Annotated in this window: 23 protein-coding genes and 1 pseudogene; 14 read left to right on the forward strand and 10 right to left on the reverse strand. The window is 43.8% G+C overall.

The features are described 5' to 3' along the window. From purS to RA086_RS10595, 8 genes are all read right to left on the reverse strand, one after another. The gene (purS, locus tag RA086_RS10560) at positions 1–252 is read right to left on the reverse strand and encodes a phosphoribosylformylglycinamidine synthase subunit PurS (protein ID WP_308703755.1); all 252 of its coding nucleotides are present in this window, start codon (positions 250–252) and stop codon (positions 1–3) included. Next, positions 252–989, reverse strand: coding sequence for a phosphoribosylaminoimidazolesuccinocarboxamide synthase (gene purC / locus RA086_RS10565; protein ID WP_308704463.1), 738 nt, complete (start codon positions 987–989; stop codon positions 252–254). The genes purS and purC overlap by 1 nt, the downstream gene beginning before the upstream one ends. Beyond that, positions 989–2,119, reverse strand: coding sequence for a 5-(carboxyamino)imidazole ribonucleotide synthase (gene purK, locus RA086_RS10570; RefSeq protein ID WP_308703756.1), 1,131 nt, complete (start codon positions 2,117–2,119; stop codon positions 989–991). Before purK ends, purC begins: the two co-directional genes overlap by 1 nt. Beyond that, a complete protein-coding gene (gene purE / locus RA086_RS10575; RefSeq protein ID WP_308703757.1) occupies positions 2,103–2,585 on the reverse strand; it encodes a 5-(carboxyamino)imidazole ribonucleotide mutase in 483 nt (160 codons plus the stop codon). The genes purK and purE overlap by 17 nt, the downstream gene beginning before the upstream one ends. 430 nt (positions 2,586–3,015) lie before the next feature. Then, positions 3,016–4,329, reverse strand: a complete 1,314-nt coding sequence (locus tag RA086_RS10580) for an NAD(P)H-dependent oxidoreductase (protein WP_308703758.1) — start codon at positions 4,327–4,329, stop codon at positions 3,016–3,018. Positions 4,330–4,345: 16 nt separating this feature from the next. After that, positions 4,346–4,954 (reverse strand): NADPH-dependent FMN reductase, encoded by a 609-nt coding sequence (locus RA086_RS10585; RefSeq protein ID WP_308703759.1) that lies wholly within the window; start codon positions 4,952–4,954, stop codon positions 4,346–4,348. Between the two features lie 229 nt (positions 4,955–5,183). Beyond that, positions 5,184–6,209 (reverse strand): lipoate--protein ligase, encoded by a 1,026-nt coding sequence (locus RA086_RS10590; RefSeq protein ID WP_308703760.1) that lies wholly within the window; start codon positions 6,207–6,209, stop codon positions 5,184–5,186. A gap of 16 nt (positions 6,210–6,225) precedes the next feature. Further along, positions 6,226–7,017, reverse strand: coding sequence for a tyrosine-protein phosphatase (locus tag RA086_RS10595; RefSeq protein WP_308703761.1), 792 nt, complete (start codon positions 7,015–7,017; stop codon positions 6,226–6,228). Between the two features lie 224 nt (positions 7,018–7,241). Here RA086_RS10595 and RA086_RS10600 point away from each other — a divergent pair, with 224 nt between their 5' ends. Both RA086_RS10600 and RA086_RS10605 read left to right on the forward strand, forming a co-directional pair. Beyond that, positions 7,242–7,880 (forward strand): carbonic anhydrase family protein, encoded by a 639-nt coding sequence (locus RA086_RS10600; protein WP_308703762.1) that lies wholly within the window; start codon positions 7,242–7,244, stop codon positions 7,878–7,880. Between the two features lie 17 nt (positions 7,881–7,897). Further along, positions 7,898–8,707, forward strand: a complete 810-nt coding sequence (locus RA086_RS10605; protein ID WP_308703763.1) for an alpha/beta hydrolase — start codon at positions 7,898–7,900, stop codon at positions 8,705–8,707. Positions 8,708–9,317: 610 nt separating this feature from the next. Here the strand turns inward: RA086_RS10605 and RA086_RS10610 are convergent. After that, positions 9,318–10,292, reverse strand: a complete 975-nt coding sequence (locus RA086_RS10610) for an asparaginase (RefSeq protein WP_308703764.1) — start codon at positions 10,290–10,292, stop codon at positions 9,318–9,320. A 291-nt stretch (positions 10,293–10,583) separates the two neighbouring features. Between RA086_RS10610 and RA086_RS10615 the strand changes: the two genes are divergently transcribed. The 7 genes from RA086_RS10615 to RA086_RS10645 are packed head-to-tail and all read left to right on the forward strand — an operon-like array spanning position 10,584 to position 16,345. After that, a complete protein-coding gene (locus RA086_RS10615; RefSeq protein WP_308703765.1) occupies positions 10,584–11,342 on the forward strand; it encodes an ABC transporter ATP-binding protein in 759 nt (252 codons plus the stop codon). Between the two features lie 18 nt (positions 11,343–11,360). After that, entirely contained in the window at positions 11,361–13,151 is a 1,791-nt protein-coding gene (locus RA086_RS10620; protein ID WP_308703766.1) for an FtsX-like permease family protein, read from the forward strand. A gap of 22 nt (positions 13,152–13,173) precedes the next feature. Continuing rightward, positions 13,174–13,452: a hypothetical protein gene (locus RA086_RS10625; protein ID WP_308703767.1), complete on the forward strand. Its 279-nt coding sequence runs from the start codon at positions 13,174–13,176 to the stop codon at positions 13,450–13,452. Positions 13,453–13,482: 30 nt separating this feature from the next. Then, positions 13,483–13,854 (forward strand): GntR family transcriptional regulator, encoded by a 372-nt coding sequence (locus tag RA086_RS10630; RefSeq protein WP_308703768.1) that lies wholly within the window; start codon positions 13,483–13,485, stop codon positions 13,852–13,854. Next, the gene (locus tag RA086_RS10635; protein WP_308703769.1) at positions 13,851–14,726 is read left to right on the forward strand and encodes an ABC transporter ATP-binding protein; all 876 of its coding nucleotides are present in this window, start codon (positions 13,851–13,853) and stop codon (positions 14,724–14,726) included. Before RA086_RS10630 ends, RA086_RS10635 begins: the two co-directional genes overlap by 4 nt. Beyond that, positions 14,716–15,525, forward strand: a complete 810-nt coding sequence (locus RA086_RS10640) for a DUF1129 domain-containing protein (RefSeq protein ID WP_308703770.1) — start codon at positions 14,716–14,718, stop codon at positions 15,523–15,525. Before RA086_RS10635 ends, RA086_RS10640 begins: the two co-directional genes overlap by 11 nt. Before the next feature lie 22 nt (positions 15,526–15,547). Continuing rightward, positions 15,548–16,345 (forward strand): ABC transporter permease, encoded by a 798-nt coding sequence (locus tag RA086_RS10645; protein WP_308703771.1) that lies wholly within the window; start codon positions 15,548–15,550, stop codon positions 16,343–16,345. Positions 16,346–16,393: 48 nt separating this feature from the next. Here the strand turns inward: RA086_RS10645 and RA086_RS10650 are convergent, their stop codons facing one another. Beyond that, the gene (locus RA086_RS10650) at positions 16,394–16,864 is read right to left on the reverse strand and encodes a universal stress protein (RefSeq protein WP_308703772.1); all 471 of its coding nucleotides are present in this window, start codon (positions 16,862–16,864) and stop codon (positions 16,394–16,396) included. Between the two features lie 764 nt (positions 16,865–17,628). Here RA086_RS10650 and RA086_RS10655 point away from each other — a divergent pair. The 5 genes and pseudogenes from RA086_RS10655 to RA086_RS10675 all read left to right on the forward strand — a co-directional run bounded on the left by RA086_RS10655 (position 17,629) and on the right by RA086_RS10675 (position 20,122). Beyond that, complete coding sequence (locus RA086_RS10655; RefSeq protein WP_308703773.1) at positions 17,629–17,868, forward strand: hypothetical protein; 240 nt, start codon at positions 17,629–17,631, stop codon at positions 17,866–17,868. A 72-nt stretch (positions 17,869–17,940) separates the two neighbouring features. After that, positions 17,941–18,369: a GtrA family protein gene (locus RA086_RS10660; RefSeq protein WP_308704464.1), complete on the forward strand. Its 429-nt coding sequence runs from the start codon at positions 17,941–17,943 to the stop codon at positions 18,367–18,369. 114 nt (positions 18,370–18,483) lie between these two features. Then, positions 18,484–18,810 carry a hypothetical protein gene (locus RA086_RS10665; RefSeq protein ID WP_308703774.1) on the forward strand — a complete coding sequence of 109 codons (327 nt, stop codon included), beginning with the start codon at positions 18,484–18,486 and terminating at the stop codon, positions 18,808–18,810. 274 nt (positions 18,811–19,084) lie between these two features. Next, positions 19,085–19,270, forward strand: coding sequence for a hypothetical protein (locus RA086_RS10670; protein WP_308703775.1), 186 nt, complete (start codon positions 19,085–19,087; stop codon positions 19,268–19,270). A 101-nt stretch (positions 19,271–19,371) separates the two neighbouring features. Then, a pseudogene (locus RA086_RS10675) lies at positions 19,372–20,122 on the forward strand (IS5 family transposase). Positions 20,123–20,544: the final 422 nt, after the last annotated feature.

Raw genomic sequence — 20,544 nt, forward strand, 5'->3', positions numbered from 1 at the left:
CTAGGCCTCCATCTCGGTAATTTCGTAACGATAACTTTCCATATTGACGTTGGCCAATAACCGGTCGCACATTTCATCGACTTCGGCTTCAACCGGTTGCGTGCCAGTTGCTAATTTAATTTCAAAATATTTTCCTAATTCGACCGCCTCAACGTTGGTATAACCTAAACGATGTAACGCATCGTGGACCGCTTCCCCTTTAGGATCAAGGATTGATGCTTTATAAGTAACGTATACTTTTGCCAAATACATTATTGTTGGCTCCCTTCGACCGTTGCTAAGCGGGTCAGCACTTCTTGATAGACCGTCGTTAAATCACCGAGATTCTTGCGGAAAACGTCCTTGTCTAATGACTTTTGAGTCTTTTTATCGACTAATCGGCAACTATCAGGCGAGATTTCATCAGCCAATAAAACTTGACCAGTCGTCGTTAGCCCAAATTCAATCTTGAAATCCACTAGTTGGATGCCCATTGCGGCAAAAATCTCCTGCAAGCGATCATTGACCAATCGTGCTTGACGTTTCATTTCGGCAACCACATCGGCACTGACAATCTTCAAAGCCGCCACTTGTGAATCATTGATAAATGGATCGTCCAAAGCATCGCTCTTATAGAAAAATTCCAATACTGGCGTGGCGAATGCGGTTAAATGAGGAACTGCAAATTTCCGTTCAAAGCTACCAGAAGCGGCGTTACGAACGACCGTTTCCAATGGAATCATTTTGACACGCCGCACTAATTGGACATAGGCAGAAGGTTGGTCAATAAAATGGTTTGGAATCCCATGTTGTGCTAAATCTTTGAAGATCAAGCTTGAAATTCGATTATTTAAGCGGCCTTTTTGGTCCACAACCACTTTACGTTTACCATTTAGTGCCGTTGCTTGATCCAAGTATTGGACCCATAACACCTCTGGATCATTAGTAGCGTACATTTCTTTAGCCTTACCAGTATACAGTAAGTCCCCTTTTTCAATTGCCGTCATGATTATTGTGCTCCCTTCAATAATTGCAATGCTGCTAAAGCTTGATCACGGCTCGCATTTAAGACGGTCACATGACCCATCTTTCGCTGCGCCTTAATTTCAGCTTTACCGTAATCGTGAAAATGCCATTCTGGATGATTGATTAAATTTTCCCGCGCGACAGTTAAATCGGCGCCTAATAGATTCCGCATCACTGCGGGTTCAAATTGTGTAATTGCTGGAATTGGTAGGCCACAGATACTGCGAATATGTGCTTCAAATTGAGAAATATTACAAGCTTCGATGGTATAGTGACCAGAATTATGTGGTCGTGGTGCGAGTTCATTCACTAATAAGGTATCATCTGGTAAAACGAAGAATTCAATGCCCAAGACACCCCGTAAACTTAAAGCTTCCGCAATGGAAACCGCAATTTTACGAGCCACGGCATGGACGGCTGGTCGGACGTTCGCCGGCGCAATCGTCGTGTGTAAGATATGATGTTGATGGCGATTCTCGACAAGTGGAAAAGTCGTTACCACCCCATTGGCACTGCGCGTGACCATCATTGAAACTTCAATGCGAAATTCTTGCCGCGCTTCTAAAATACAAGGTTGTTGAACGAGTTCAAGTGCCGCACTAGTCGGGGTGGGCTGATTGAGATCGGTTTGTCCATGACCATCGTAACCACCAGCAATGGTTTTTAAAATAGCGGGTGTACCGACACGTTGAATCGCGTAATTTAACGATTGCTCATCCGTGACTGGGGCAAATGGGGTCACCGGAATACCATGATCATGCAAAAATTGTTTTTCATTAAGACGATTACCAGTGATGTGTAATAAGGCCGTCCCTTGTGGCAGTTGGGCGTATTTCTGCGCCGCAACTAACGCCGCTTCATCAACGTTTTCAAATTCATAAGTTAGCACATCACTCTGTTGCGCTAAGGTAATTAAGGCTGATTTATCTTGATAATCCGCCGTAATTTGGAAGTCAGCCACTTGAGCCGCGGGTGCTTGTGGGGTTGGGTCAAGGACGCCAACATGATAGCCCATGGCTTTAGCACTAAGCGCCATCATTTGACCAAGTTGTCCACCACCAACAATACCGATCGTGGCCGGCGGTAAAATGGGCTGGTTAGAATTGTTGTTCACTTTTTTCAGCCTCCTGCCGTTGTTGTTGCCGAAAGTTAAGTACTGCTTGCTGAATTTTCTCATCTTGAAGTCCTAGGATTTGGGCAGCCATCAACGCTGCATTTTTAGCACCGGCCTCGCCAATCGCCATGGTGGCAACTGGGACACCAGCAGGCATCTGAACAATTGATAGTAAGGAATCTACCCCATTTAACGCGCGCGTTTTGATGGGAACGCCGATAACGGGTAACACAGTATTGGCTGCTAGCATTCCCGGCAAATGGGCTGCCCCACCAGCACCGGCAATGATTAGCTGCAAGCCACGTTCAGCAGCCTGTTCACCATATGTTTGCAAGGTTGACGGCATCCGATGTGCCGAAATGACCCGCCGTTCGTAATCAATTCCAAGTGCTGTCAGCTGTTTTGCCGCTAACTGCATTGTTGGCCAATCAGAAATCGACCCCATCACTAAACCAACCTTCGTCATCTCAATCCTTCTTTCTTTGTTTTCAAGATAAGTTTAACAACCGGGCTAGTCGCTGTCAACGAATTTCTTAACTTTATCAGTAAATTAACGTTTTAATGTTCGTGTTAATCAAATTAGTTATTCACGTTAGCCAGCTTATCATTATTAATTTTATATTAGTCAGTTCAGTGTTCCGTTGGCATTAGTAACGAATTTTCTAGTTGATAGTCACGAACGAATATAAATAGATTTATTAACAAATCACGAACATTTATCAGGATTTCAATAAAAATTGCTTTTGTCACTGCGGTTAACCTTATCGCTGCAAGATCTTCCTAAGTGTCAAACTTTGGTCAACAAAAAAATGGTCAAATCCCGATAAAGATTCGGAATTTAACCATTTTGTTTTTTTAGGTAGTCGCGTTATCAACTCATGTCTAACCGAGCCTACTTAATTATCATTACCAGAAGCCCCAGAAACACTGTCTACCGCTGGTTTAGTTGGTGTCTCTGGCGTTGGGTCTGCGGAAGCTCCGGAAACTTCATCCGGTTGTGCCTCAGTATCCGCCGATGCCCCAGAAATACCATCCGGCTTCGCCGTGGCACCTTTAGCCGAAGCACCCGAAATTGCGTCAGTCTTGGCATTTGGGTCCTTAGCCAAGACTTGACCCGTATGTGCCAAATAGTATTTTACGATTGGCATAATGTCCAAAACCAGTTCATTGATTCCTTTATAATCACCCTTGCCATCGTGCATAGCTTGATAATAATGCATCACGTACTTATCGGGGCCATTACCCGGAACAGGGAGCTTGAACAGATCCGTCTTCCCAGTCCGTAGCATGTGAATGACTTGTTGAACATGAGGAATCGCACGCTTAGGATGACAGTCGGCCATGGGATTACCCGCCTGTGCCGGCGTCCGCGAAGCCAACATATCCTTGGCATCCGCATTATGATTATAGTAAATAAATTGATTATTGGCATCGGCATACGTCAATTCCATTGGCATTGAATTCAAGAAGTAATTCAACTGATTGACGGTCAGAACCCCACGATCCAACTTGACGTAGTCGTCTCCTTCAGCAGCGTTTGTTTTGGCCGAAGCTTGTTCAACCCAATCGGCGGCATGCATGTCGACACCTTCAATGGTCGTTTCCACTTTGCCGTGTGACTCCAAGTCTTCTGACTTCCAGCTATCATCCACCGCAGGACCGTTCATCGTATTGATGACTTTAACAAACTTAACGAACTTATCAAGTGTCTCTTTTAAGAAACCAACTGTCCGTGGGTCCTTCAAGTCATTTTGATCATCAAAGGCTTCTTTAACTTCACCAAGTAAAAATTCATTACCGGGCATCACAATCGCATCAACACCTGGTGATTCCAAGATCTGGCGTAGATTCAATTGTGCGCGGGAAGATCCTTGATCGTAATATGACGCGCCCACGATCATCACGGGTTTGCCAGATAGCGGATGGATTTGATAAGACAACCATTCGATCACACTCTTCAAGCTCGCGGTAATCGTATGATTGTGCTCTGGTGTCGCAATAATGACCCCATCTGCTTGTTTGATTTTATTGCTCAAATATTGAATCGATTCACTGTTGGTTTGATCATCACTTTGATTGAACATCGGTACATCTTGAATATCCAAGATTTCAACATCAACGGTATCACTAAAATGATTAGCAATAAATTTTAATAGTAACCGGTTGTATGATTTATCGGCAACCGATCCTGCAATTCCAACTAATTTCATGTCACGACACTCCTATCTATAGCTTGTCCCAATTAACATTTTGAACTTCTTTACGGTTAGCTTCATTCGCATGATTCAATTCTTTGGTGATGTCTACGAACGTTTGAAAATCAGTAAACAAGCCGGTCAACTTAGCTAACTTTTGTTCATCAACTAAATTACCTTCCTCATCAAACGCTTGTAGCGAATGCCCCAATAAGAACTCGGAACTCGGCATGATCCGTGCTCGTAATTCTGGTGAATCCAGGATCTGACGTAAATGCGCCTGCGCACGGGACGTCCCCAGTGAGCCGTATGACGCCCCAATCAGCATGACCGGTTTATCCACAAACGGGTGAATATGGAATGACAGCCATTCCAACGCATTCATCAAAACTGCTGGTGCCGAATGATCATACTCTGGCGTACTAATAATGACCCCATCCGCAGCATCGATCTTCGCAGCGATAGCTTGCGCAGCTTCAGGAACTTGCCGATTTTCAGGTTTATTAAACATCGGTAAGTCCTTAATTTCAACTAATTCAATAGCGGCTTGATCCGCAAAATGGGTTTGCATGAATTGTAATAATTTTCGATTCGTCGAGTGATCAGAATTGGTCCCGACGATCGCAACAAATTTGTGCATTTTTATGACTCCTTTTCCAATTGAAGTTACCGATTTAATCGGTCTACTAGTTAATGATTGTTCACCTGGCAACATTCAAACAGTCCCTCACTAGCAGCTTGGCTATATAATTTAATTATCGTTGCCTATATTGTAAACGATTTCACGATATAAAGCAAAATGTTATTTAAAACGGTTACATTTTTAAAAAGTCTAAAAGGTTGCGACGAGTCACAACCCTTTTAGGACGCTATTTTTGAGTCTCACCTTGAGCCACAATTAACTCGATCAAGGCTTCGTGATCAATTTGGCCAAAGTACTGGCTCAAATCTAAATCAGCCAACGCCGCCGTCACCGCTGCCCGCGTATACTTGACTCCTTTCAAGGCCGTTAACACCGTTTGGACCGGTTGTGCGCCGAAGAAATCCCCATAGACCGTTAGATCGGCAATTCGACCCGAGGCGATATGCAATCGGAAATCAACTGTTCCGGCGGTAAAATGACGTCGATGTTGAATTTCAAAAGCTGGTGATTCACCGTAAATCCAATCCCAGTTTTTGAAATACTTGGCATTCAAGGCCGCCACACCGGCTCTAGCAGCATCATCTAGTGGATATCTTTTAGCCGCAATCAAATCCGATACCCCTAAAATCTCACGTGCCAAACGATCCCGGAAACCCTCGATCGTTAAGTGTTGGTATTCCGGTGCCAAATATGGCCGCAAATTTGTGACCCGGCTGCGAACAGACTTGATTCCCTTTGAGGCCATCTTGTCCGCTGGCACATTCAAGGCTTTAGCGATTTGCGTTTGGTCCACATCATACATCAACGTACCGTGTGAGAACATGCGGCCGTTTTCAACATGCATCGCATTGCCAGAAAACTTCTTACCATCAATAAGCAGATCATTGCGACCGCTCATTTCAGCGCCAGTCGCTCCCATCGCATGTAAGGCTTTTAAGACTGGGGCGGTAAAACGTTTGAAATTACCAAAGCCATCGCCGTCATCCTTAGTGATAAAGCTGAAACTGACATTACCGAGGTCGTCAAAGACCGCCCCACCGCCAGACGTCCGACGCGTCAAAATGATTTTTTGTTGCTCAACGTACGCTTGATTGATTTCAGCTAAAACATTTTGATAACGGCCAACAATAATACAAGGTGAATTGATGTAGAAATATAAAATCGGTTCGGATAAATCAGCATGGGCCATTAAATAAGTTTCAATGGCCAAATTAGTCCGAATATCATGACTAGGACTCGTTAAATAGCGCATTTTAACCCTTTCTTGACTAATCGAGATACAATTCTCGTAAACGAGTAATCTCGGTCTTAGTTAGCTTTAATTCAGTTCTTAAATAGTGTTCAATATTACCAGATTGATGCTTGATTTCAGATAAAGCTGCATCCAAATAATCATCGTCAACGGACCATAAAGCCCGAATACTTTCAATCGTGGCTGGTGAAGCCCCTTGTTGCTTGGCATCGCTGACTGCACTGGTGATACGCCCCGCCGAAGCTGAATTCGTCAACATATAATCTTGGCGAATCGTCTCCAGATCAACGCCGAGTGCCGTGAGTAAGTAAACGGCCCCCATCCCAGTCCGATCTTTCCCAGCCGTACAATGGAAGAGCAAGGATTCATCGGGTTGGTCATTAGCAAGTAAGATATCAAAGAAACGCCGATATTCAATTTTAGCGTGATGTTCATTCACGACTAACCGATAAACTTTCAACATGTGCCGATAGCCGCTATCTGGATGATGTTCCAAATCAGCCGCCATCTTATCGGTCCCATCAGAGTTCTTGGTCTCATCAACATTGAAAACAGGGGCATATAAGTATTTAGCATTGCCTGGCACCCGGTCTGGGCTATCGAGGACTTCTTGTGGTGAACGAAAATCGATATCGTAACGGACACCATAGTCGTTTAAAAATTTTAAATCGGCTTGTGTTAAACGATCCAACCCACCACTCCGAATTAATTTGTGCCATTTAATATGATGACCATCCTTCGTCGCATAGCCACCTAGTTCGCGAAAGTTAAAGCCTTTTTGAATCGGTAATAATCGTTCATTTGCCATGATTCTTGCCACCTATTCTATGAATTAACTACAATGCGACTTGGCTTAATCGTTAATTAACTAACACAACCTATTTTAGTCAACCGTCAAGTCTCAATCGCATGATCTATCTTCTATTCTAACATTGTGGCCGACGTCATTTGGTAAAAATATTCACCATTAATTGACAATGTCAGTTACGGTGAGAAAATAGAAGTAATCACAATATTTACGGAGGCTTTTGCATGACGACACTAGATTATACGACCCAAAAAGATTGGCAATTTGTCGGCGGTCAACACCAATCCCCAATTGACATTACGACCGCTAACACGACTGCTTCACAATTATCAGCAATCAGCTGGCGAGGCCTGTACCAAGCTAAGACCATTGTTGGCACGGACACGACCTTGCAAGCGACTGGAACGGGCGCTGCGTACCTCAACGACCGCGATTTCAACTTTGATCAAATTCATTTTCATACGCCCGCTGAGCACCTCATCGACGGCCAAGCCGCACCGCTCGAATGGCATTTAGTTCATCGTAGCGCCACCGGCCAACTCGCCGTTGTCGCCGTCTTCGGTCGCATCGGCAAACCCAATGCGAGTTTTCAAGGCTTACTCGATCAGCTCACGCCTAACGCTAGCCACGAGTTGACCGAACCCATCAACCTAACCGAACTATTACCGGATACTGGCACCGTTTATCATTATTTGGGCTCACTCACGACGCCACCACTAACCGAAACCGTTGAATGGTACGTTTGTGCCGATTCAGTCATGCTTGGTGAGAAACAATTGGCTACTTACCAGGCGCTTTTTAAGGCTAACAACCGGGACGTACAATCATTAAATGAGCGACCAGTAATTGCAGAGCGGCTCTAATCAAATGAGGTGGGACAATGTCGAAAAGGGTTAAATGGGGCTTGATTATTTGCGTCGTGTTCCTCCTATCAATCATCGGGCTAGGGTTGGTCACACAACTTCATACCGACAAAACGACCCACGTAATCACCGGTCAAAAACGACCATTGATCATGATTGCCGGCAGCGATAGCACACACGATGACTTCGATGCGCTGATCAAATCCTTGAATGCGTCTCAACCACACCCGGTCATTAACGTGACGGTGGCAAAAGATCTATCAGTGACCGCAACCAAAACGCGGGTTAAGAATGCGCAATTAAATGATACTTTAATCGTGATTTATTTTGAAAATAGTCGCGACACCAATGAGACCATCATCCAACAAACTAAGGGCTTAGCCAACGCGATGACTTATTTACGTCAGCATGACAAAGTCACCACGGCCAACGCACTGGGTTATTCCAACGGTGGCCTGATTTTTAGTCGTTATGTTGCTGGTCTGGCGACGAGTCCGGTCGTCGCGATTCACGACTTAATGCTCGTCGGGACGCCCTTCTTAGGTACCAGCGAAGCGCAACCAGATGAAACGCTATACAAGCCATTGCTAGCCAACAAAGCAAAATTCAACTCTTTGCATACGGTGATCAATATCGCTGGTGATGCTGGAGATGGCGATGATCATGTCGTCCCACTTTCAAGTGTCACAGCCGGAAGTAAACTTTTCATGAATGAAGCCCACCGCTATAATGCGATGACTATCAATCAAAAAAATATCAACCACGGTGATTTCTTAAAAGAAGCCTACTTAGCACGATTGGTTAAACAAAACTTGCTCAATCAATAATCAAATCATTAAAAATCCAGCTTCAATCTAAGTGTGAATACACCTTGATTGAAGCTGGATTTTTTGTGTCGCTATGAAAATAATGCAGTTTAACTCAGTACATCGGGGCGTTCATGCTTCGAATATGTGACTGCTTTGTCCGTCTCTGCGGACCAGTTCGTTCGCTGTGAGGCAGACCTGTAGCCAAAGACCGGTCTACAGGGCGCTTTCAAGCCGAAGTTCACGTCTTAAAAGTCGGCCAGACACTAACCTGGGAAAACCCACCCAGCTAAGTGTCTCGACACGGCGAACGAACTGGTCCACTCCGACGTCAGATAGTGGTTTAAATCAAATAAGGCAGTAGTAAAATCTCGGTTTAATGAAGGCCGATTAATATAGATCTACTAACTTAGCGCAGGTTGGGCTGGATGATGCTCAGTGGTGAAGTTTTCCTTTGCTGGTGGACTTCCAACTTAGGAAAAGCCCGGCTTGTGAGACCGCCCTTTGGCTCACAAACGTGGCCACCACGTTCCAGCATCAGTCCAGACCAACCGGAGCGGCAAGCTAATCGGATACTTATAGATATGATAACTATACCTCAGCTAATCGTTTTAAAGAGATTTTTAATTTTTTATGAATTGGCAGTGGCCACAAAGCGAGCCAGTTCATCAGCTGACATGCCAGCACTTACGCCGACTAATAGCTTGATGCGAGCCTTTTGTCCATTTAAACCTTGACAGAAAATCACACCCATCTGTTTCAGCTGAACACCGCCACCCTCGTAATCATACACATCTTGTGCAATCCCGTTGAAACAACGTGACACCAAAACTACTGGAATACCTTGATCCAATAATTTTTGAACCGCTGGTAAAGTAGCCGGCGGTAAATTGCCGGCACCCAGTGCTTCGATGACCACACCGTTAGTCGTTGGTTGTGCGATTGCTTCGAATAACTCTGGTCCCATTCCCGCGTAAGCCTTGATTAAGAAAACATTATCGACAACCGTTCGAATCGGACAAACAGTTGACCGTAATAGCGATTCAAAGAAGACAATGCCATGTTTCGCTACTAACCCAATAGGGCCAAAGGTTGGTGTTCGGAATGTCGCAACGTTGGTCGTGTGCGTCTTAGTCACATAACGTGCCGAATGAATTTCATCATTCATGACAACCAATACGCCTTTATCAGCTGCATCCGGCGTGCTAGCCGTTTGGATCGCCGTTTCCAAATTATGCAGCCCATCCGAGCCAATTTCATTGGCTGACCGCATCGCGCCGGTCACTACGACGGGCAAATCGTTTGGTAACGTCAAATCCAAAAAGTACGCTGTTTCTTCTAATGTATCGGTCCCATGGGTGACTACCACGCCATCGACCCCTTCACTCGCAGCTTTAGCAATCCGTTGCTTTAATTGCAACATCCGTGCGGGCGTAATATGCGGCGAAGGCAAATTAAAGACATCTTCTGTTTCTAATTGAACTTCCCCACTAAATGGATTTTCATAACTGTCCAAGGGATTTTGCGCGCCGGGCGCCATATTACCAGCTGCATCCGCTGACATGGCAATCGTGCCACCCGTATGCAAGACTAAAATCTTTTTCAATGCCGTTTCCTCCTATATTGACCTGCCTAAACTCAGTAAATGTAATTTTAGGCTAGCTGACGGTTGATTGCAATCAAAATTATCACGTCTTAGTGACCCACCTAACGAACCACCCATTAACCAAGATCCAATCATTATTAAAATTATTTCCGTTTATAAGCCTTGCTGCAGCAGCGTTTATCATAAAATTAATTATTGCACGGTTGACAGAAATGCTAGTTACCTTTATAGTTAGTTACATAAGCAACTAACTAAATAACAAACTAAGTTAATTAAAAGGAGTTACACATTATGCCAACTACACCAATTATGACGGTGACCGATTTACACAAAACTTACGGTAAGGCCGGAACAAAACAATATGAAGCGTTAAAGGGAATCAACTTCGACGTTAACGCGGGCGAATTTGTCGGCATCATGGGCGCTTCAGGTTCTGGGAAGACCACGTTACTCAATATGCTTGCTACCTTGGATCAACCCACTAGTGGTGAAGTCACCATTAATCAACAACCGATTACCCACTTAAAGGGCAATCAACTTGCTGATTTTCGGGCGAAAGAAATTGGCTTTATTTTTCAAGACTTTAACTTGCTTGAAACGATGACTGCTTATGAAAACATCGCGTTGCCCTTAACTTTACAAAATACTAGCCTGAAAAAAATCAAGCCAGCGGTAGAAGCCGTCGCGACTCATTTAGGGATTGCGGAATTCTTGAACAACTATCCAAACGAACTTTCCGGTGGTCAAAAACAACGGGTCGCTGCCGCCCGGGCCTTGATCAACGAACCCGCCATGTTATTCGGGGATGAACCAACTGGTGCTTTGGACTCAAAGTCAGCACGTGAATTGTTAGATTTATTCACTACGATTAATCATGAACAAGCCGTTTCCATCTTACTCGTCACCCATGATCCGTTTTCAGCTAGTTATTGCCAACGTATCCTATTCATCAAAGACGGTAAGATCGGTCAAGAATTACAGCGAGCTAACTTAACACGGCAAGACTTCTATCAACAAATTCTCGACACCCTTGGCACATTCGAACAATAGAAAGGAGCCCCTCACAAAATGTTAACTAAACTTGCTATGACCGGCTTCCAAAAACGCTGGCGTGATTACTTAGTCTTGTTTTCTGGCTTAATCATGTCCAGTGCCATCTTCTACATGTTCGAAGCCTTAGCCACAAACAAAACGTTCTTAAAACAAAATACCGGCATCAGTATGATCGGCATGATTTTCCAATTTGGTTCCGTTTTATTGACCATTATTACCTTGGTCTACATCGGTTACGCCAACTCATTCTTACTCAGTATGCGCAAACGTGACTATGGTTTATTCATGTTAGTCGGCGCACGTAAAGGTAAAATTGGCCAACTGATTTGGTTAGAAACCCTCTTAGTCGGCATCACAGCCACCATTGTCGGTATTCTCTTCGGCACACTACTGACGCTTGGTCTGAGTCAATTACTCATTAGTAGCCTCGGCTTAACCCTGCATCACTTAGCCGCTTGGTACTTGCCAGCAGCGTTAACGACGCTGTTACTCTATGTTGGCCTCTTCTTACTAGCCGGTTTCTTCAACTTAATTGCCTTAACGAAGACTCCTGCCCTGAAATTGTTACACAGTAATGATCAGCCCAACCGGCCCCAACTCAAGCCCGTCCGACAAGCCGTTGAAGTCGTTATTGGCCTCATCGCCATTGCCATCGGCTACTGGTCGATGGCCAACTTGGATAAGTTACAGATGGCCGGCATCGGCTTAGCCTTAGTCACGATCGTGTTAGGAACGTACCTTTTATTTAATGCCATCTTTGTTTGGTTGGTCATCTTGCTCAAACGATTACCATTTGCTAATCGGGGTTTAAATGGCTTCACATTATCACAATTAGGTTTCCGAATTCGAAATTATACGAAGATCTTATCCATCGTGGCCATGCTTTTCGCCTTAGCACTCGGTGCCATCACGGTCGGCATGGGTTTCCATCGCCAAGTGCCACTGATGGTCAAAGGTAGTAACGCCTACGACATGGGCTTAGTCAATACAACTAATGCTCAAAAAGCTCAACTTAAAGCTTTAAAGCCTACCACTGAAAGCATGTATCGTTTCAAGGTTGGCAAAAAAGCCGTTTACTATCGGGCTAGTGACTTCAATCAGCACCCATTTATCACGATGACTCAATCTGGCCGTAACCAACTTAAATTTACGGTTAAGCACAACAATGCCCAACAATTGCTAAAATCAACCGCCAGTTACCAACTTGGTTCATTACAAGGGAGTGCTCAACAACGTTTGAGTACCCAGATGTTAAGTGACGCGCAATACGCCAAATTAGGCCAGCCAGAACAACGTTTGACCGTCTTCGCCACCAAAGATGTGACTGCACACACCGCGGCCTTGAAAAAGCTCGCAACTAGTCAACGTCAACGCGATACCGGCTTGCAAGGCGAAATGTTAGGCGGCCGTTACACCGGTTACCAAGTAATCAATAGTATGTATTCCGGCTTAGAATTCATGGGCTTCTTCTTAGGGGTTGCCTTTTTAGCCATGTTAGCGAGCTGCTTAATGTTCAAAATCTTGTCCGGCGCCGCAGCGGACCAACACCGTTACGTCATGCTCAATAAGATTGGAACACGCAAAACCCAACTGAACAGTGCCTTACGCAAAGAAATTGCCGTCTTATTCATCCTGCCCGGCATTGTTGGCGTCGTCCACGTCCTCTTTGGACTCAAAATGTTCAGCTTCATTATGGTCGGTTCACCTTATGTTGGTATTTGGTTACCATTCTTAATTTTTGCGGGGCTCTATTTAATCTACTATCTCATCACGGTCCAAATTTATCGGCGGATCGTCTTACAATAACCTTTTGGAGGAGGAATGAATCATGGTATACTTTGGATTAGTCGCTTTATTAATCGTTATTACGCCAATTCACCGTTATGGCTTAGCTAATCGCCACCAATTCTGGCTTGGCAGTTTAATGCCTAGTCTCTGGCTTGCCGCCAACGTGATCACCGCAACCCTATTTGGCTTTGAACATCAGGACACGCTACTAGCGGTGCTCGGGGCACTGTTACTACTCTCCTGCTGGATTGCCGCGCGGATTGATCGGACTGAACATCAACTAACCTTGACTCGTCACCATAAGATTGCAACCAAATAACGATTAACCCACTGCAATGAGGTGAAAAATATGCAGTTCAACTTCAATAGTACTGAACCAATCTATTTACAAGTTGCTGAACAGATCGAAGAAGCAATCTTTGCTCGGACCTTTGTGGAGGGTGAACAAATTCCCTCAACAACTGAAATTTCCAAAGAATTCCATATTAATCCAGCCACCGTGCTCAAAGGGATGAACATCTTAGTAGATGCCAATCTCATTGAAAAACGTCGTGGCGTTGGGATGTTCGTCATTGCCGGTGCGCAAGGCCGGATTGTCGAAAAACGGCGAAATCAATTTTACGATGATTACGTCAAAAATCTTGTGAGTGAAGCCCGGAAACTGCACATTACTAAACAAGAACTTGCACAATTAATCGAACGGGGGTTTTCAACAAAATGAGCATTCAAATTCACGCCGTCAGTCAAAACTATCACGGCAAAAAAGTTCTTGATGACATCAACTTAACGATCGAACCGAACAAGATCTATGGTTTATTGGGTCGTAACGGTGCTGGTAAAAGTACTTTGCTGAACATTATCAGTAATCGTATCTTTGCCAGTCAAGGCATCGTTACTTTAGACGAGGAATCACTGAACGACAACGATCGTACCCTCGGTCGGATCTATTTAATGAGTGAAGTTAACTTATATTCTGAACGGTCTAAATTAACCAAGCTATTTGATACGACAGAACTGTTATATGGCAGTTTTGATCGGCAATACGCCAAGGCTCTGGCCGACAAATTCGACTTGGATTTAACCTCACGTTTTGGCAAACTCTCAACCGGTTATCGTTCAATCTTCAAATTAATTGTGGCCTTGTGTGTGCCAGCTGACTACATTTTCCTTGATGAACCCGTATTAGGCTTGGATGCCAATCACCGTGAATTGTTCTATCAAGAATTGATTGAGACCTATTCAGAAAAACCACGGACTTTCGTGATTTCAACTCACTTGATTGAAGAAATTGCTAACTTGATTGAGCATGTCTTTGTGCTAAATGACCACAGAATCGTGGTCAATGGCAGTGTGCCTGATATTTTAGAAAAAGCCTACACGGTTTCTGGTCCAGACACCGATGTCAGCCAATATACAGCCGGTTTAAACGTCATCGGTGACGATCATCTGGGCGGAATCACCGCTCACTATGTTTATGGGGCTTTGGCGGATGATCGCCCGATTCCAGATACTGTTAAAGTTGAACATTTAGACTTGCAGAAACTCTTTATCAATTTAACCAACGAAAAGAAGGTTGCTACTCATGTCAGCTAAATTGAAAGTCGCGACGCGCTATTTATTTCGTGAACAACTGAAATACTTAGGTCTCGTTTATTTCTATGTAATTGCAAGTTTAGCGGTCATCCCGTTCCTTTTTGCGCTATTCACTGGCACCTTAAATCACCTTTCATTTGGCCATCTATTTGTCTTTAATTTTAGTTTTATCTTTGGCTTATTCGCCTTCATCTGGATGACATTCAGCTACGATAACTTCAAACTGTTCATTCAAAATGGTATCTCTCGTAAAACTTTCTGGTTAGCACGCCTACTTAGCTTGCTTATGGTTAGTTTAATTGGCGAACTGTTGGCGACAATTTATTACTTCGCCGTTAGTAACCCGATTCAACACTGGCATTTCGCACAAGGCTTTAACCATCAATTTTACGCTCAGTTATATGGGACGCATTTTGGTTCTGGTACCATGCCAAACTTAATTGCTGGCTTTATTCTCACCTGGCTACTCTTTGTTGCGCTAGGCCTCAGCGGGATGGCACTTGGAAGCATCTTCAGCCTGTTAACGAAAACGGTGCGACGAGTTGTTCTGATTGCTATTCCAATTTTGGGCGGCTTTTTCTTAGTCTTTCTCATGAATGTTTCCAGCCCTGGATCGGCGACGGATGCTCATACTAAAGCCATTTTTGAATTTCTTTATTGGCTCATGGGTGGCTCTAACCATGATTCCGCTGGTAGTTTAAACCCCATCATGCCAGCGTTAACGCTTATCGTTATTGGGATACTGATGGCAGCTATTGCTTACTACTTCAACCGGAAATTAAAGCTCAAAAATGCTTAAGTTTAAGGAGGCAGACACTGATATGCCAAAGAAACATTGGCGTTTGACACGCTACTTGTTCAAAGAACAATTGCCATACCTCGGTTGGGCGATCTTAATTGTCATCGCGGCCGAAACGCTATTACCATTGCTACTCGCATTACTCACTGGTCGTCTGAGCACCTTTAGCTGGCGTTCCCATTTAAGTGGTTTAGGCATTGGTTTTATTGTCGGACTCTTTATTTTTATCATCCATTTGCAAACATATGACAATTTCAAATTAGTGATTCAAAATGGGATCTCCCGGCGGACCTACTGGCTAGCACGCTTTTACAACTTGTTAGTGATGAGTTTCATCGGCACGATTTTCACTTTGATCAATGATTTCGCCATTGCGGCTCCCGCGATGCGCATCGACGTTTTTGCTCAATTAGCGCGCGGTCCCTATGAAATGTATACCAAGTTCTTTGGCGACAATGTTTTCATGACCGTGACGATCTACCTGCTATTTTTGTGGCTTTTCTTCATCACAGTTGGAGCTTTCGCGATGGTCCTCAGTAATATCATGAATTTATTCACCAAAACCGTCCAACGAGTTATCGCCATCGTCGTCCCAATTCTCGCCGTTTTCGCGCTCGGATTCGTCGGTTCTATCGCAGTTGGTCGCCAAACTAGCGCGGCCGTGATTGCTTTTACTAACTTTCTCAAGCTTCTCTTAGGCTATCACCAAACACTGGGCCTGTTCAATCCGTACATGCCAATGCTGACGATGATGGTTAGCAGTAGCCTCTTCCTTGCGATAGCCTACTACTTCAATCGCAAATTACAGCTCAGAAATTAGCCAAATAAAAACGACTGTCCAACCGGGCGGCCGTTTTTATTTGGCTAATTATTTAGTCACTTGCGTATTATTCAAATCTGTTTTTACCACAATAACATCTGTTAAGGCATTCCGTTGAACGAAAGTCGTGACAGAGCCTTCAAGGACACGTTCCATGGCATTCAAGCCAGTAGCACCCATCATAATTAAGTCGTTGTGATGATCTTCAATGAAGTCTTGAGAGATGATTGGCTTCGGGCTGCCCATTCGGATATGGAATTCAATATCCTCAAAGCCGTTTTTCTTAATGGTTGCCACAACACCCTTCAAATAGGCTTCCGAGTCTTGAACCAATTGGTACGTAATGTCGCCATCCGCCAAACCGGCTAAGTTATAGCCGAATTGTCCAGGATCGATGACGGACAAAACATCCACGTGAGCTTGGTTACGTTTCGCGACGGCTACCGCTTTGTTTAAAGCTGCTTCCGCCTGTTTCGAACCGTCTAAGGGAACTAAAATATTCGTATATTCTTGTAACATCTGCGCCACACCCTTTCCATCTACTAAGTATATTTTAACATTTATCGCTCATGAATGCGTTCTCAATTAATTACCTTGCAAAAAGTGTCCTTGATTAGGGCTAAGGAAATCGTAGCTATCACATCGTATCTGCTTAACTTACCGCTCCAGTTGGTCTGGACTGATGCTGGAACGTGGTGGCCACGTTTGTGAGCCAAAGGTCGGTCTCACAAGCCGGGCTTTCTCTAAGCTGGAAAACCACCAGCAGCCGAAACGTGTTCGGTCCAACTGCTCCTGAGCATTGCCCGTTGACCCTCACACTCTTGAGAAATTTCACCACTGAGCATCATCCAGCCTGCCTTGCGCTAATTAGTGATCCTTAATATCAATTGACCTTTCGTTGATACGGGGCTAATTGATGTTCACTTGTTAAATCGCTATCTAACGTGGAGTGGACCAGTTCGTTTACCGTGTCGAGACACTTAGCTGGGCGAGCTGTCCCAGGTGCAAGTGTTAGTGTCTGGCCGACTTTTAAGACGTGGTTTTCGGCTTGAAAGCGCCCTGCAGGTCTGCCTCACAGTAAACGAATTAGTCCACGGAGACGGAGGACATTTAGAGATGAACTCGTTGGCTGTATAATAGAGACAAATTGAGACTTTGTGGTACCTTCATGCTAGCGTACTTAAAACCTGACGTAAGACTTTTACACAAAATTTACACAAACAGAATCATCCGTTTACACCCAGCCACTACAATGGAGTTATTCCACTGGGGAGGCGGTTTACATGTTAGCACTGACAAAAGGACGTCATGGCGTTTTGATCACTCAAACAGTCGTAATCAGTGACGAAGTCGACTACCAGATTGATTTGCTCACTAGTCGTTGGTCCAAGCACCCCTACACCGTTAAAATTACCGCATTAACTTTAACTGGGCATACAGTCATCACCGTCGCGCGTTTTGATCATTTAGCAACTGCCCAAACTGCATACGACGCTTATTTCACTGATTTAGCCCAAAAATAATCGTTAACCGCCGCACAATTAGTTTTTTTATGCTACGATAATAGCACTTAATTTAACTATTTGGAGCGCGAAATATTGAAAACAATTATGCAACTATGGCATCGCTATCAGAGTGTTTTGTCTTATTTAATTTTTGGTGGTTTAACCACCGTCGTCAATTTTGTCGTCTTTTGGCTATTTAACGATTTAATTGGTTGGCCAGTTTGGCTCAGCAACGCCATTGCTTGGTTCTTATCAGTCTTATTTGCCTATGTCACGAATAAGTTATGGGTTTTCGACTCTAAAACGCCGACGGTCAAAGCTGTCGTCGCAGAAGCCTCCTCTTTCTTTGGCTTTCGACTACTCAGCTTTTTCGTAGACGAAGCAATTATGGTGATTGGTGTTACTGTCTTACACGGGAATAACTTACTCGTCAAGTTCTTGGATCAAGTCATCATCGTTGTCATGAACTGGTTCTTCAGTAAACTATTCATTTTCAAAGACCGCGCTCATAAAAACTAATCAAGTGACCGAGTTCAGTGCTCGGTCGCTTTTTCTTTTGGCCTAGTAATTTTCATCCAACTCACCAAACGTGCTAAACTAAGGAACATATAGTGAGTTATGGAGGTGGTTACAATGGCATTCAGTTCAACTGAAACCGATTATTTAACCGATATTTTGACAACGCAGCTTTTCACCCTCTTGTCACGTGTCACACGCTGGCAAACACACAGTCTATCGCAGAAACAGTACGATCAACAAGTCGTCGAAACGCTGACGCCTAACGTTGAACAGTTACAAGCCATTGCGGCCAAGTTAGCGCCAACTGTCGGCAATCAAGATCAATTTAAGGCCTTGCAGATTGGGATTGATAAACTGGTCCAAGCTCAGCATTATCAACTGACTGAGGAACAATTGAGTCAGGCCAACGAACGACGATTAAGTCGTCATCGTTTCCGTTAAAACTGACTTTTATCATGCATTTCAACACTATCAGGACGATCAAAACAAGTCTGGGGCGTCCCTAGGCTTATTTTTTTGTCTCCAGTCATTCTTACCGCTGCCCAAAAACTGAAATTCATTGATTCACCTGACGAGTGGCAATTTGTCCACCACTATTTCGCAAAAAATGACACTCTTAACAAAAAATTCAAATTTCGATCACGAGATAGCTATTTTTAGTCGTTACAATGAAGCTATTAACTTAAAGATCTCGATGTGAAAGAAGGAGGGTCCCATGTTTTTACTTATTTACTGTACGCTCGCCATTGCCGTTTTTCTCTGGATGTTTAGTTTTAAAACTGCAGCTGCTGTCACGGTTATCCTGGCGCTAGCCTTAATGGCTTACTCCTTCATCCGTCGACAAATCGAACGTAAACGAGGTTTAAAAAGCCACGCGGCGACCAACAAAAGCCGTGGCTGAACCACCTAAAAAAGCTCAAAAAAATAGACGTTCTTAAATCTTAACGGATTTAAAGGCGTCTATTTTAGGCTACTTAACGTGTAGTGCTAGTTTTGTAACCTTTGTCAGATGATCAGTGGGAACGTATTGACCCGTTATTTCCACCATACCGAACTGGACGTCCATCCAAAATTGATGACTGAACTGCATTTAATGCCATCCTCTGGGTTATGCGTAGTGGTGCCGGCTTGGCGTGATTTCCAGAACGGTACGGCGCCTGACAGACGGTATATAGTCGTTTCCGCCTTTGGGTTGAATCTGGGCTCTTCGAACGTATCTTTGAAGCACTCATCGATGATCCAGATATGGAAAATCTTAGTTTAGAGTCAACGATTGTCCGATTTCATCAAAAAACAACTGGTGCAAAAAAACGTCAAATGTTTGGTCGAGAATCAAGCCATTGGACTAAGTCGTGGTGGCCGTACGACGAAGATCCATGCGGTCGTAGATGGTCTAGGCAATCCAGTTTGCTTTTTACTAACAGGCGGTCAAGTCCATGATAGTCGTGTAGCTCAAACTTTACTGGCATCATTGGACATATCTGAATCAAACGTCATTGGGGACAAAGCATATGGAACCGCCGAGTTACGGCAATATATCACGGCAGAATCAGGGACTTACACGATTCCGCCAAAAGAGACTGCCAAAAATAAATGGGCCTGTGATTATTACGTTTATTGTGAGCGCCATTTGATTGAAAATTTCTTTAACCTATTAAAGAACTATCGACGAATAGCAACTCGTTATGATAAATTAGCGCATGTCTTTTTATCAGCGGTGTATGTTGCCTCGATTTGTATTTTACTCAAGTAGTTTTCAAACAGACCCTAATGAAAAATTAAAAAGTCAAAAAACCATTATGCGAAAGCATTTTATTAATGATTTTTAGTCTTTATTATTTTCCATTAGCTGCTTATTAGTGCATGACCCACGCTGTGATTCAATAATTCCAATATCAGAATTGTCATTTTATTACTACTCTTAAACAGGTAAAAACTTGTCAAAGAAACGTATCCAGCTAATGCGGTGACAGAAAATTGCTTCTATATTTCCAAGTTCATAATCATCCCTACGAGACATATGGTGACTCAAAAATCGGACTACCAAACTATATGAATTGCTACGATCATCGCCGCATAGAAACAAAATTCGCCGGTCTAAAAGTTCACTTCACATTGATCATTAGATTGGACTTTTTTGTAATAAAAAAGTGGCATCCTCATTTTTTAAAGACG

It is taken from the genome of Lactiplantibacillus brownii (assembly GCF_031085375.1).
GTDB classification, from domain to species: domain Bacteria; phylum Bacillota; class Bacilli; order Lactobacillales; family Lactobacillaceae; genus Lactiplantibacillus; species Lactiplantibacillus brownii.